Origin of the sequence: Polyangium mundeleinium (genome assembly GCF_028369105.1) — a bacterium.
In the GTDB taxonomy this organism is placed as follows: domain Bacteria; phylum Myxococcota_A; class Polyangia; order Polyangiales; family Polyangiaceae; genus Polyangium; species Polyangium mundeleinium.
Genome location: NZ_JAQNDO010000001.1, coordinates 3957397 through 3971096, shown reverse-complemented (window position 1 = coordinate 3971096; position 13700 = coordinate 3957397). Strand labels below are relative to the sequence as shown.

The window sequence follows — 13700 nt, the reverse complement described above, 5'->3', positions numbered from 1 at the left end:
GAGCCGGCAGAACACCCGGAGCGGGCTCCTCGCGTATCTGGAGGAAGGCTGCGCCCGGGACGCATGGGCGCGGTGTGGAGATGCGCACCGAGGCTCGTGCGACATGCTATCCCTGCGTCTGGACGAGCCGCGTTCTCCTCGTGCCACTGCGTGGGCGTACGGAGGGGAAAACCCGCGTGACGCTCACCGGCCCGGACACCCGAAGGAGCAGCTCTGACCACGTCACCCGACCAAGAACCGCAGGGGCTCAGGCGCGCGCTCGGGCTCGCCTCCATCACCATCTTCGGTATCGGTGATATCCTGGGCACCGGCGTTTACGGGCTCGTCGGCCGCATCGCCGGTATGACCGGCACCGCCGCCTGGGTGTCGTGCGTCATTGCTGGAATCACCGCGGGCCTCACCGGTCTCACCTACGCCGAGCTCACCTCGCGTTATCCCAAGGCCGGCGGCGCCGCCCATTTCTGTCACGTGATTCACCGCAATACGTTCGTGACATTTCTCGTGACCTTCTTCGTGGGGCTATCCGGGGTCTTTTCGATGGCGACTGGCGCCCGTATCATCGGCAACTATGCGCTGGCCCTGCTCCCCGGCGCGCCGGCCGTGGCGCGAGATCAGCTGGTGCCGCTCGCGTTCGTGCTCCTGCTCGGCGCCATCGCCATGCGCGGAATCGTGCTGTCATCCGCCGCCAATACCGTCTGCACCATCATCGAATTCTCTGGGCTTCTCTTCGTCATCTTCCTCGGCGCGCGGTTCCTCGGCTCCGTGAGCTACCTCGATTTCGCCGCGGCCGCAGCGCCACACCAGGGCACGCCCGCCGCGCTGCTCGCTGTGTCGGGGGCATCCTTGGCGTTCTACGCCTTCATCGGATTCGAGGATCTCGCCAACCTCAGCGAGGAAGTCATCCATCCCGAGCGCAACGTCCCCCTCGCCATCGGTCTTTCCGTCGCCGGCACGATTCTGATCTACTGTCTCGTCGCGCTGGTGGCCGTGTCCGTGATGGCACCGGCAGCCCTCGCCGAATCCCAGTCACCCCTGCTCGACGTCGTGCGCAAAGCCGCCCCTGGATTCCCGCTGTGGATTTACACCGTGGTTCCAGTGTTTGCCGCGTTCAACACCGCGCTCCTCAATCTCCTGATGACGTCGCGTCTCCTCTATGGTATGTCACGAAAAGGATCGGGGGTTTTGCCACCGCTCTTTTCGCACGTACATCCCACATGGCGCACGCCCATCGTCGGCGTGGGGGTCGCGGTCACGGTCGCCATCGTCTTGCTGCTGTGTTTCCGCGACATCAAGACCCTTGCATCCGGCACCTCGACATTCCTGCTCGTGGTGTTCCTTCTGTTGCACCTCGCGTTGATTCGCGTCAAACGCAACCCGACTGCTGCGCCCGCCGCCTTTCCCGTGCCGCTGGCCATTCCCGTACTCGGATTCTTGTCCTGCGCAGGCCTGCTCATGAGACAAGACACGACCGCCCTGCACGCCGCGGCCACGCTCGGGCTCGTTGCGCTCATCGTCTACGCCGTACAGCGCATCCGCGGCAAACTCGACGGAAAACCGGTGGACTGAACGAGGAGAGCTTTCCGGCGAGGACAGCCTGGGCGCGCATCGCCTGCGGAAATCGTACATCGGCGCACGATGCGTCCGTATGGTCCAGTGCGATTGCACGTGCCGTACCCAGCGAGGCCAAGCAGCGTTCCCTGGCACGGGGATCGCTTCAACATTTGCAGGCGGTTCGGTACCGAAACAACGCCGTCGCGGAGAAGAAGCAATGCGAGCGAACGAGGAGGGCGTACGGGAGAAGGCCGGTGCGCCGGCCTTCGAGGTCGAGCGCGTACGGCGGGACTTCCCGATCCTCCAGCGGCCGGTGAACGGGCGACCGCTCGTGTACCTCGATACCGCCGCGAGTGCGCAGAAGCCGCGGGCCGTCCTCGACGAGATGACACGCTTCATGAGCGAGGACTACGCCAACATCCATCGGGGCGTGTACGCCCTGAGCCAGCGATCGACGGCGCTCTACGACGCCGCGCGGCAGAAGGTGGCCCGCTTCATCCACGCCGGAGACGCGCGTGAGATTGTCTTCGTCCGCAATGCGACCGAAGGGATCAACCTCGTCGCCAGCAGCTACGGGCGGCATTTCCTCGAGAAAGGCGACGAGGTCCTGATCACCCACATGGAGCACCACGCCAACATCGTGCCGTGGCAACTCCTGCGGCAGGAAAAGGGCATCGCGCTCCGCGTCGCTCCGATCACGGATGAGGGCGAGCTCGATATGGATGCCTTCGAGCGAATGCTCACGGACCGCGTCAAGTTCGTCTCGGTCGTCCACGTCTCGAACTCGCTGGGGACCGTGAACCCGGTCAAAGAGCTCGTCCGCCTCGCGCACGCGCGCGGGCTCCCCGTACTCATCGATGGCAGCCAAGCGGCCCTGCACATGCCGGTCGACGTGCGCGACATCGACGCCGATTTCTACGTCTTCAGCGGTCACAAGGTATACGGGCCGACCGGGATCGGCGTCGTCTTCGCCAAGCTTCCGCACCTCGAGGCGATGCCGCCGTACCAGGGCGGCGGCCTCATGATCTCCTCGGTGACATTCGAAAGCACCGAGTTTTCGCCGCCGCCGCAGAAGTTCGAGGCGGGAACACCCAACATCGTCGGCGCGATCGGCCTCGGCGCTGCAATCGATTACGTGTCCTCGCTCGGCCTCGCGGATATCCACGCCCACGAATCGGCGTTGCTCGCCTACGGCACCGAATTGCTCCGGGAGATCCCGGGGCTCCGGTTGATCGGCACGGCCCGGGAGAAGTCGAGCATCCTGGCATTCGTCATCGATGGGACGGACCCGCAGGAGATCGGCGCCGCCCTTGGCAGGAACGGAATCGCGGTACGGGCGGGTCACCATTGCACGCAACCGTTGATGGGCCGCTTGGGGCTCCCCAGCACGACGCGCGCGTCGATAGGGCTTTACACCACGAGGGAGGAGCTCGATGCGCTCGCCAGCTGCCTGCGCGAGATGCCATAGCCTCCGGATGCCGGCCCGACGCGCCGGGATCAGGGCTCCGGGACCGGGTGGTTTTTCCGAACCTCCACGTGCCCGCGCTCCAGGAACGCGGTCACGACGTCCGCGTGCGCCTGGATCAACGCGACGACCTGCGGGTCCGTCGACGTCTCCACCACACGCACGCCCCTCGGCGTGGTCTCGATCGTCATCTTCACCTTCTCGGCATTCGCAAACGTTGCCGCGAAGAGCGGATCGCGCACGTGGATCGGCCGCTTCTCCTGCAGGCGCAGGTGCATCGCTTTCACGTGCTCGCGAATCCTCTGCGCTACGGCCGGATCGTCGGACTCCGTGACCGTGGCGACGCCGTCGGGCAGCCGGGTCACTTGCCGCTGAATGACTTCACGGTTCGCGAGCAGGAAGTGGAACACAGCTCGGTCGTCCGAAAGGGCCGCCCCCGCGGGCGAGCCATGCCCCTCGTGACTCGCCATGCCGCCGTGCCCGGGGCCGCCGTGTTCGCCGCCGCATTGCATGCCGCTACCCTGCATACCGCGTTCGCGGTGTTTGCCACTGCGCTGCATGCAAGCGCAGCCTCCCCCTTCGTGCGAGGCTGCCTGCGTGCTTGGAAGCGCTGCGCTCGCGCCGCACCCGAGCTGGGCCAAAATGGATGCTGCCCCGAGGACATGCCACCACATCATCGCTCCGCTCCCTTTGTCGCTTCGTCGGCTCGCCCGGCCGAGTGGTCTCCGCATTATTCAGCAAGCCCCGTACCAACACCTGGCGCGTTCCTTGCTGTGCTTCGACGACGCCACGTTCGATATAGAGCCGTTTTACGACCTCGCCACCTACACGCAGCCCTACGTCGTCTACGAGCGTCATGCCCACCACGAACCGCATTGGCGCCGGCTTCTCACGCGTCGTCCCCGCGCCAGGGGCCAGCACGACTTGCAACTCTGCGCGGTTGCCTGGCGTCCGGAGGAGCTTCACGTGGAGGGCGCCGCCGCGTGCAGCCTGGATGGCGCCGAGCAGGCAACGAAAGAGACCACGTGACAGGGTACGCGGGTCGGCCTCGACCTCGATGGGCTCGATATCGCGCAAGACGATCTCCACCCTGCGGACGCTCGCCTCGACCTCGAGCACCTCCAAAAGCTCGCGCACCATGACGTCGAGCTCCAATCGGCGCGGGGCGGACGGCTCGTCGTCCAGCGCGAGCCCTCTCCACAGCGCTGCGTGGCGCCTGAATCGCTCGAGCACCCGCGAGGCGAGCGCGAGTAGCTCGCGCGCGTGCGTGAGACGGCTCCGCGAGAGCTGCTCCGCGGCGAGCTCCAGCCGAACGCGCACGGCCGCCTGCGCTTCGAGGACGTCGCCGAGCAGCCGCTCGATCGCCTCGGGGGCCGGGCCCTGCGTGAGGACACGCCGCAGATCCCCTTCCAGCCGTGCAGCCAGGAGCTCCATCTCGATGGCGTGTCCGGCGCAGAGCATGATCTCCCGCAGGCGATGCCCGACCTCCGGCCTCCGCACGGACACGCTGAGCACGCCGGCGAACACACCGGTGCCGTCGCGTAGCGGCATACCTTGGCAGGTAAACGGGTGAAACCCTTCGATGAAATGCTCCGGTCCGACGAGCTCGACGTACTGACCGTCCGCGAGCGCCGTGCCAATCCCGTTCGCCCCGCAAGCCGCCTCATCGAGCAGCGCGCCAGGGCCGGGGACCCGCTCGGGGCCGTGGATGGTCTGCTCATCGCCGAGCACGTCGAGGACCACCGCCCGAGTGTCTCCCAGCATGGCTGCGTGGCGCTCGCCCCCCGAGGCGCGGGAGAGCGCCCGCATGTAGGGCTGCGCCGCGCGAATGAGCGCCTCGTGCCGCTCGCGCAGGCGCTCGGTGTCGAGCGAGCCCAGTGCTTCGGCCCTTGGACGTCTCGGGTCGGCCTTGCCGAGGTGCGAGCGCTCCCAGGATCTAAAAACATGAGGCCGCAAAAGCGAGCTAGAAACGGCCCCTGTCGACCGGTAGAGGCGCCCGGCCTCGAGCACTGCTTGTGGTGACGCCGTTGCCATGATCCCCCCTGATGCCGAGCGGCAGCTTCGACTCTATGCCCCGCCCTCGTTTTCAGTGTAGGCTGTGTGTGAGCGAAGAGAGTAGTGTAGAGGTGATCAGCGGGCGGTTGTCCATGAAATTTTCGAATTTCCGCGTTCGGTCCACATGAACGGTTGGTATGGTATAATCGTACGTAACATTATGCGAAGCAGACCGCAGCGGCCATAGGGGGGATGTCGTGGGGGGCGCCGAGGAAAGGGGCGTGGGTTTGGATGTGGACGAACGTCCCGGCGCGACGTTCGACCAGGCGGCTATCGGTATGGCCCACGTCTCTCTGGACGGCGAGTTGCTCCGGGCGAACCCCAGGCTCTGCGAGTCCCTCGGCCTTCGCCTCGATGAGCTCACGCGGCGCCCCGCGGGAGACGTGCGGCACCCGGACGACAGGGAGGCCGCTTTCCAGCACCTCCAGGCGATGCGCGACGGCGTCATCCAATCCTCCACGCACGAGGAGCGCTTGCTACGACGGGACGGCTCATCGCTCTGGGTCGCCGTCACGCGCTCGCTCGCCCGCGGGCGTTCCGGGGCGCCGCTTTACATCATCGAGATCATGACCGATATCGATCGCCACAAGCGCGCCGAAGAGGCGCGGGAGAGGGCCCTCGCCAGCGAACGTGCTGCGCGCATTCGGGTCGAGCTCGCCGAAGCGCGGATGGCACGCCTTCAGGTCATCACATCCGAGCTTTCGCGTGCCTTGACACCCACGCAGGTCGCGGACGTCGTGCTCACGCAAGGGTGCGCAGCGCTCTATGCCGATGCGGGGTACGTCGCGCTCCAAGGGGAGGACGGCATGGTCGACGTCCTCCTCGCCCCCGGATACCCACAGGAACTGATCGAGCCCATGCGTCGCTTTCCTATCTCCGCGCGCCTTCCATCTGCCGACTGCATCCGCACCGGACGGCTTCTGGTCTTCGAATCGCGTGAGGTGTTCCGCGATGCCTACCCAGATATACCCACGCAAAACTGGGCCAGGACCTGGGTGGCCGTTCCGATGATGGTCGGCGACCGGATTCTCGGAGCGCTTGGTATCACCTACCTCGAAACTTGCGAGATCACCAGCGAGGATCGGGAATACATGATGACGCTCGCCCAGCATTGCGCGCAGGCCCTCGAGCGCGCGCGCCTCTACGAGGCGGAGCAGCAGGCGCGGCTCGCGCGGGAGGAGGCGCTGGCCATCGCCGCGCACGATCTCAGGAACCCGCTTTCGGCGCTCTCGCTGGGCGCTGCGTCGCTTTCGCGGATGGCTCCCGAGGGCGACGCAGGGCAACGGATCCGCGAGAGAGCACAGAAGATGAAGGCCACCACGGAGTACGCGATACAGATGCTCCGAAACCTCCTCGACGCAGCGATCATCGAGGCAAATACCTTGACGCTCGAGATGGCCCCGTACGAGGTCGACGCGATCATCGCCGAGGTCGCGGAGGTCCACGCGCCGCTCGCAGAGCAGAAGGAACTACGGCTCCACACCCGCCCGCTGGGGTATTCCCTACCAATTCCGTGTGATCGCGGGCGCCTTGCCCAGGCGCTCTCGAACCTCATTGGCAATGCATTGAAGTTCACAGCCCATGGCGGAGAAATCACGCTCGCCGTCGCGCTCGACGATGTGTCCGTGCGATTCTCCGTCACCGATACCGGCGCTGGCATCAAGCCCGAGAATCTGCCACGACTCTTCGACCGCTACTGGCGGCCGCGGGCGGTGCGCGGCGCGGGCACGGGGCTCGGCCTGTACATCGTCAAAGGCATCGTGGAGGGGCACGGGGGGCAGATCTCCGTCGACAGCCACCTCGGCGTGGGAACGGCGTTCTCGTTCACCATCCCCATCGAGCGGCCGCGGGACCGTACATAGTCGCCACCAGGATGCTCGAGGCCGCGGCCTACGCAGCCTGAGGATCCGAACGGATCGTAGGAGGGGTCCGGGCTGGCCGTCCAAGCTCGTCATGACGCTCGGCGCTCGACCTTGGCCTCCGCGGCGTCGAGCTTCCTGTCGAGGTAACGGCCCAGTGCTTCGGTCATGACCACGGCGGTGATCGCATTGAAAAAAATGCCGACACCCGGGACGAAGCCAAGGAGGAGATTCGCCACGAGGCGCGCGCCCGCACCGCCCCAGATGAGCCCCGAGAGCCGTCCCCACGGCGCCTTCCAGAGGCGAAGTCCACGTTTCCGCGTGAAGGAGGCCGCGTACCAGTAGTGAACGGGGATCACGAGGAGCTCGTCCGCCGCAGGGATGGGCTGCGTCACATGGCTGAGGACGCCGGAGAAGACATCGACTTGGGTCGTGAGGCGGCGTGTTTCGGGAGTCACGGGGCTCGAATGGGGCTGCCCGTGCCGCATGTAAATGCCAACGGGCGCAACGCCCTTCGGGCCGTGCGTCGGCGCCCCGGCGAGCGCGTCGAGCAGCGGGCGGTAAAGCGAGGAGCCCGGCGGGAATGAGGGACGTGACACGCGGCCGCTCTTCGATTCCACACCCGGTCGGTACACCGGACCGGTGCCCATCGTCACCCACGTACACGGCGCGGTTGGCGTCGGCGACGAGAGCGACGGCTACGCCGAGGCATGGTACCTGCCGGCGGCCGGCAACATTCCGGCGAGCTACGCCACGGAAGGCACTTGGTACGACTTCTTCGCGAGCAAGGCCGCAGCGAAGTTCGGGGTCACGTGGGGTCCGGGATTCGCCACCTTCCAATACCCGAACGACCAGCGCGCGGCGACCGTTTGGTATCACGACCATGCGCTGGGCATGACCCGCCTGAACGTGTACGCGGGCCCGGCCGGCTTTTATATCATCCGCGGCGGGCCACATGGTGACGGTGCCGTGATCGACACCCGATCCGGCAATCCGGCCGTGCTGCCGGGGCCCGCCCCCAAGGAGAATGACAAGTTCCCGCCCAACAAGACCTATTACGAGATTCCCATCGCCATTCAGGACCGCTCGTTCAACGAGGACGCGTCGCTCTTCTACCCCGACACGCGGGCGTTTTTCGACGGCATCACCGGGCCCTACATCCCGGAGACCGACATCTCGCCGATCTGGAACCCAGAGTTTTTCGGCAACATGATGATGGTCAATGGGAACACCTGGCCCTTCCAGACCATCGAGCAGCGGCGCTACCGGTTCCGCTTCCTCAACGGCTGCCAGTCGCGCTTCTTGATCCTCGACTTCAACAACATCCCCGGCGTCGAGGTCTGGGCGATCGGCAATGAGGGCGGCTTCCTGGCAGCACCGGTGAACCTCACCACGACGAACGGAAACCTAATGCTCATAGGCCCGGCCGAGCGGGCCGACCTCATCGTCGACTTCACCAACGTTCCGGTCGGCAATCACGTGCTCGGCAACCTCGGTCCGGACGAGCCATTCGGCGGCGGCGTGCCGGGGGTCGATTTCCCGGTCGCGGACCCGGTGACCACGGGCCAGGTGATGCAATTCCGCGTCGTGCCGGCGGTCGCTCCCGATCCGACCACGCCCCCGCAATTCTTGCAGTTGCCGGCCATCACGCCGCTTCCAGCGGCGACGGTCACACGGCCGCTCGCGCTCCTCGAGAAGCTGTCGGAGTTCTTCCCCGACGCGCCTGCGGAAGCCTTGCTGGGCACCGTCGTCGCCGGCGATCCCAATACGGGCGTGGGCACCTTCACCGAGCTCCACTGGGACGACGCCGTCACCGAAAACCCTGCCGTCGGTGCAACGGAGGTGTGGGAGTTCTACAACGCGACCGCAGACGCCCACCCGATGCACGTGCACGAGGTTGCCTTCGAGGTGGTCGACAGACAGGCGATCCTCGTCAACGAGGACACCCAGCAAGTCCAGGTCGATACCACCACTCCACCAACCCCACCCGAGGCGTGGGAGACCGGCTTCAAGGACACCGTCATCGCCTATCCGGGCCAGGTCACCCGCATCCGGCTGCAGTTCAAAACGTCCGGGCAATTCGTCTGGCATTGCCATATCCTCGAACACGAGGACAACGAGATGATGCGGCCCTACCGGATCGGACCATTTCAGCCAGGCCAGCCGACGTAGGCGCAACCCAGCGGAGCCGCCGCTCGACCTCGCGTCATCGATCTCGTTGCGCCCAGTCGCTTGCAGCCGGGATGACCTCGACGGTTGCCCTCGGGCGTACCAATACCTTCTGCATGATCGTGGAGTCCTTGCTCCCCTGGCCAGTGATGAGGCTGACCAGCACGGGTGAGGTCCAGGCGAGCGCGTCCTTGAGCGAGCTCCTGGAGATGGAGTCACCGACCCCGGAACGGCTGTCGGAGCGCTTCGAGATATCCCGGCTCGGAACCCAGGCGGTCCTCGCCGAGAAAGAGTTACCGTGGCGTCGCGCCCTCCACGGCGAGTCCTTCTGCGACGAGGAGGTCTGGTACGATCGACAAACCGCTCGCCGCCTCCTGCTCCTGGTGCGCTGCCGCGCGTCGGCTGGCGAGGCGCTGCTCGCGTTCGAAAACGTCGCCGACGAGCCCTTCGCGGTCCGGCTCGCCGACCTCGTGGCCAGCATCGGCGCCGCGCTTCTCAGCGCGGACGAGCCCTCGACCCTGGCCCATGGGCTGCTCGACGAGGTGGCTGCCGCCGTTCGCGCCGACGCCGCGTTTCTCATCGCCACCGGGGGCTGTGAACGTCTCAGGCTGGTCGCCTCGGTCGGGGTTTCCGAGGCATTCGCGCAAGATTTGAATACGAATTTGGCGAACACCGTCGCGGCGCTGGCAGCCGAGACCGGGGACATCCAGGAGATCGCTCGCATCGAGGAGCTGCCGGAGGGCGCCTTCCGTGGCACCCTGCGCCTGCTCGAGCTGGGGCTCCACGCGGTGGTGGCGTTCCCCCTGAGCGTAGGGGGCGAGCTTGTCGGGGTGCTAGGGCTCGCGCGGCGGCAGCCGGGGACGCTCAGCCCGTTCGAGCGCCGCCTGCTCCGGGGCGTGGCGAGCGCCTGTGCTCTCGGGCTGCGGCAAGCCCGGCTGCGCGACGCCGAGCGCCGCGAGGCCCGAAGGCTGCGTTTGCTTCGCGACGTGGCCATGACCATCGAGGCCGCCATGCCCCTGCACGAGCTGCTGCGCCGCCTGGTGGAGCAGGCCTGCGAGCTGACCCGCGCCCGCTATGGCGCCCTGGGTGTGCTCGACGCCGAGGGCACCGGCCTTTCCGACTTCGTCTACGTGGGCGTCTCCGAAAAGGTCGCCCGCGACATCGGCCCCTTACCACAGGGCCGAGGGCTCTTGGGCGCGCTCATCCACGACCCGCAGCCCAGCCGGGTCGCGGACATTCACGCCGATCCGCGATCGGTCGGCTTCCCCGCGCACCACCCCGCGATGACCTCCTTCCTCGGCGTTCCGCTGCTCATCGGGCAGAAGCTATTCGGGAATTTCTACCTTTGCGACAAGGATGGTGGCGCCGAGTTCACGGAGGAGGACGAGCGTCTGGTCCGGCTCTTCGCCGCGCAATCAGCGCTGGCCATCGCCTACGCCCAGCAAGTCGAGAGCACGCAGGAGGCCCACCGCGAGATGGACCGCCTGCGAGACGAGTTCGCGGCCGTCATCGCTCACGATCTCCGCAATCCCGTCGCGGCTATGGCGTTGATTTTAAACAAGCTGCTCGCAAAACCCGAGGGTGATTCGGTCGTGGTGCCGGTGCAGCAACTCCAACGTTTGCGCCGAATCGGCTGCCGGCTCTCGCACATGACGCAGGACCTGCTCGAGGCCTCTCGCATCGAGGTCGGGCGGCTATCGCTCGATCGCCAGCCCGTGTCGCTGGAGGAGGAGACGCGCTCGTTGCTCGCTGAAATCGAGCCGACCCTCGGGCAGCACCCGGTGACCCTCGATGTGGAGGGCCGTGTGCCCGAGATCTTCGTCGATCCGGCCCGGCTGGCGCAGATCCTCACGAACCTGCTCGACAACGCCGCCAAGTATTCTGGCGCCGGCTTGCCGATCCGGGTGACCATCCGACCGGAGGCGGGAGGCGCGGCGCTGACGGTCGAGGACCGCGGCCCGGGCATCTCGGCGGCGGATCTGGGCAGGCTGTTCGATCGCTTCTTTCAGGCCCCGCGGGCGCGCGAGAAGAACACGGGGCTGGGCCTCGGCCTCTACATCGCCAAGGGGCTGATGGAGGCGCACGGCGGCACCATCGCCGTGGAGAGCACGCCGGGCCAGGGCTCGACCTTCCGGCTGTGGTTTCCGGCGGAGCAATCTGCGCAGGCGGCATAGGAGATGTCCCGAGGAGCGGGGTGCTCTGCCCTCGCCTCCGCACCATCGAGGCTGCCACGCAGGCTCGTGCTGGCACGCTCCGGGCGGCCTTGGCCATGAACCGCCCGCGCGACGTGGTCTCGGCACCGAAAGCTCATCAGCCTTCAAACAGGCTGTACAGCTCCTCCTCCTGAGCGAAGTGCAGCGTGAGGATGGCGTGGAGGCCGTAGAGCACACGGCGCAGGTCTCGGAGATCCTCCGGCCTGGGGCCCTCCGCAGGAAGCTGAGCGACCAGACGACCGAAGAGCCGCGTGAGCCGCCGGATCTCGTGATGCGTCTGGATCAACGGGCCGGTCGGGTCCTCCTCCTTCAGCAGTTTGCCGAGGAGTGGATAGGCCGTCTGCTGCTCCTCCCGCTCGTGGGGCAGCAGCTCCTTCTCGAACATGTCACGGATCCGCTCGAGCTGTGCGCGCGCCTCCCACGCTGGTAGCGAGTCGAGGCGCGCGGCCAGCGCGGCGAGCTCGCCGACGTGCGGACGCAGCGAGCCGTGCGCCGAGGCAAGCCCTTGTGCGAGATCCTTGGCGTCACCGCGCCTTGGCATGATGAGCAGGCCACCGCCGCCAAGCGCACGAAGCGCGTTCAAAATCACCAGGACGTCGATGCCCTCCTGGAGTACGGCTCCGGCGACCGGCGTGATGTATCCCGCGGCGGCGAACACCATTGCAACGAGCGAGAGCCCCATCCCCGCGAAGACGCTTTCCAGCGCGATGCGCCGAGTACGCTGCGCGATCCGCGTCGCGAGGAGAAGCCCTCCGAGCCGGTCCGCTGTGAGGACGACGTCCGCTGCTTCGGAGGCGGCCGTGGCGCCGCGCGCTCCCATCGCCACTCCAATGTCGGCGAGCGCGAGCGCCGGGGCGTCGTTGATGCCGTCGCCGACCATCACCGTGAAACCCTCGGCACGTACGAGCTTGATGACCTCGACCTTCTCCTCCGGCGTACGCTCCGCAAAGACGCGGTCCACGCCGAGGGCGTCGCCGACGAGCTCCGCGACATCGGGATGATCGCCAGTCACCATGTGAATGCGCCGAATGCCGGCGGCACGAAGCGCGCGGAGGACACGCGGCGCTTCCGGCCGGATCGGGTCCTGGAGGAGCAGCACGCCCGCGAGCGAGCCGTCAATCGAAACGTACACGCTCGACGAGCCCTCGACCGCGGTACGCAGCTCGATCGACCGAAGCTCCGGCGTGCGCGGTGCGCTCGGAGCCACGAAACCGAGCTGTCCCACGGCCACGCGTCGGCCGTCCACGTTTCCTCCGATTCCCGTGCCCATCTGCTCGCGCACGTCGACGGGGAAGCTCAGCTCGACGCTCCGGCTCCGCGCCTCCGCAAGAATCGCGGGCGCGTACGGATGTACCGAGACCTGCTCGATGGACGCGGCGTGCCTGACGACATCATCGGAGGAGATGGCGCCAAAGGTTTCCACCGCCACGACCTGCGGACGCGCCGAGGTCACGGTCCCGGTCTTGTCCAGCAGCAGCACCGTGGCACGTGCGAGCATCTCGAGCGGACCGCCGCCTTTGACGATGATGCCGTGCCTCGCCGCGCGCGACACGCCGGCGATGATGGCTGCCGGCGCGGCCAGGATGAGTGGGCACGGCGTTGCGACAACGAGCACGGCGAGTGCGCGGCTCGGGCTTCCCCCGGCGATCCACGCAAGGGCCGCGAGCGTAACGGTAAGGCCCAGGAAGGCGAGCGCGTATCGATCCGCGAGTCGCACGAACGGCGCCTTTGATTCCTCCGCTGCCCTGACCAGGCGAATGATGCCGGCATAGGTACTTTGGGCCGTGGGCGCAGTTACACGCAGCTCGAACGGGCTGCCCGCGTTCGTGCCGCCGCTGCGTACAGGGGACCCGGTGTCGAGCTGTACGGGCTTGGATTCACCGGTCAGCGCCGACTCGTCGAGAATCGCGGTTCCCAAGCTGACGATGCCGTCCGCCGGAACGACCTCACCTGGCTTGACGACGAGGACGTCGCCGAGCCCGACATCGTCGATGTCGACATCGACCGTGTCGGCACCCGCTCGGCGATGTGCTGTATGCGGAGCGCGCTCGAGCAGGGCGCTCAGCTCGCGTCGTGCGCGGGCGACTGCGAACCGCTCGAGTGCGGCGCCGCCTGTGAGCATGACCGCGATGATCACGCCCGCGAGGTGTTCGCCGAGGACGAGTGCGCCTGCCATCGCCAGGACGGCGATGAGATCGACTCCCGTTTCTCGTCGGAGCAATCCCCTCACGACGGAGGAGAACGTCCAGATGAGAACGATACTCGTGACGCCAGCCCATACCCACCGGTCCGCATCGCCGACCCTTGCGAGATGCAGAATGCTACCTGCAGCCAAGCCAACGAGGGCGAGCCCGAGGAGAGCCATCTGCCACTGCGACTGCACGTGCT

Annotated in this window: 9 protein-coding genes; 5 read left to right on the top strand and 4 right to left on the bottom strand. The window is 66.9% G+C overall.

The genetic code is table 11. From position 1 onward, the window contains the following. Positions 1–213: 213 nt before the first annotated feature. Positions 214–1566: an APC family permease gene (locus tag POL67_RS15925; RefSeq protein WP_271930823.1), complete on the top strand. Its 1353-nt coding sequence runs from the start codon at positions 214–216 to the stop codon at positions 1564–1566. 202 nt (positions 1567–1768) lie between these two features. Further along, positions 1769–3019 carry a cysteine desulfurase gene (locus tag POL67_RS15920; RefSeq protein ID WP_271918208.1) on the top strand — a complete coding sequence of 417 codons (1251 nt, stop codon included), beginning with the start codon at positions 1769–1771 and terminating at the stop codon, positions 3017–3019. A gap of 29 nt (positions 3020–3048) precedes the next feature. On the opposite strand, the gene POL67_RS15915 is transcribed toward POL67_RS15920, so the two are convergent. Together POL67_RS15915 and POL67_RS15910 are read right to left on the bottom strand one after the other, a co-directional pair. Continuing rightward, positions 3049–3528 carry a hypothetical protein gene (locus POL67_RS15915; protein WP_271918207.1) on the bottom strand — a complete coding sequence of 160 codons (480 nt, stop codon included), beginning with the start codon at positions 3526–3528 and terminating at the stop codon, positions 3049–3051. 4 nt (positions 3529–3532) lie between these two features. Further along, positions 3533–5050, bottom strand: coding sequence for a sigma-54-dependent transcriptional regulator family protein (locus POL67_RS15910; protein WP_506333367.1), 1518 nt, complete (start codon positions 5048–5050; stop codon positions 3533–3535). A gap of 218 nt (positions 5051–5268) precedes the next feature. Here POL67_RS15910 and POL67_RS15905 point away from each other — a divergent pair, with 218 nt between their 5' ends. Then, positions 5269–6933 carry a sensor histidine kinase gene (locus tag POL67_RS15905; RefSeq protein ID WP_308789532.1) on the top strand — a complete coding sequence of 555 codons (1665 nt, stop codon included), beginning with the start codon at positions 5269–5271 and terminating at the stop codon, positions 6931–6933. A gap of 89 nt (positions 6934–7022) precedes the next feature. Here POL67_RS15905 and POL67_RS15900 read toward each other — a convergent pair whose 3' ends face one another. Continuing rightward, positions 7023–7529: a hypothetical protein gene (locus POL67_RS15900; protein ID WP_271918205.1), complete on the bottom strand. Its 507-nt coding sequence runs from the start codon at positions 7527–7529 to the stop codon at positions 7023–7025. Positions 7530–7572: 43 nt separating this feature from the next. Here POL67_RS15900 and POL67_RS53620 point away from each other — a divergent pair, with 43 nt between their 5' ends. Both POL67_RS53620 and POL67_RS15890 read left to right on the top strand, forming a co-directional pair. After that, entirely contained in the window at positions 7573–9102 is a 1530-nt protein-coding gene (locus POL67_RS53620) for a multicopper oxidase family protein (RefSeq protein ID WP_271918204.1), read from the top strand. Positions 9103–9173: 71 nt separating this feature from the next. Continuing rightward, positions 9174–11273 (top strand): sensor histidine kinase, encoded by a 2100-nt coding sequence (locus tag POL67_RS15890; protein WP_271918203.1) that lies wholly within the window; start codon positions 9174–9176, stop codon positions 11271–11273. Between the two features lie 136 nt (positions 11274–11409). Here POL67_RS15890 and POL67_RS15885 read toward each other — a convergent pair whose 3' ends face one another. Then, on the bottom strand, positions 11410–13677 hold the full coding sequence (locus tag POL67_RS15885; RefSeq protein WP_271930818.1) for a heavy metal translocating P-type ATPase: 2268 nt from the start codon (positions 13675–13677) through the stop codon (positions 11410–11412). Between the last annotated feature and the right edge of the window lie 23 nt (positions 13678–13700).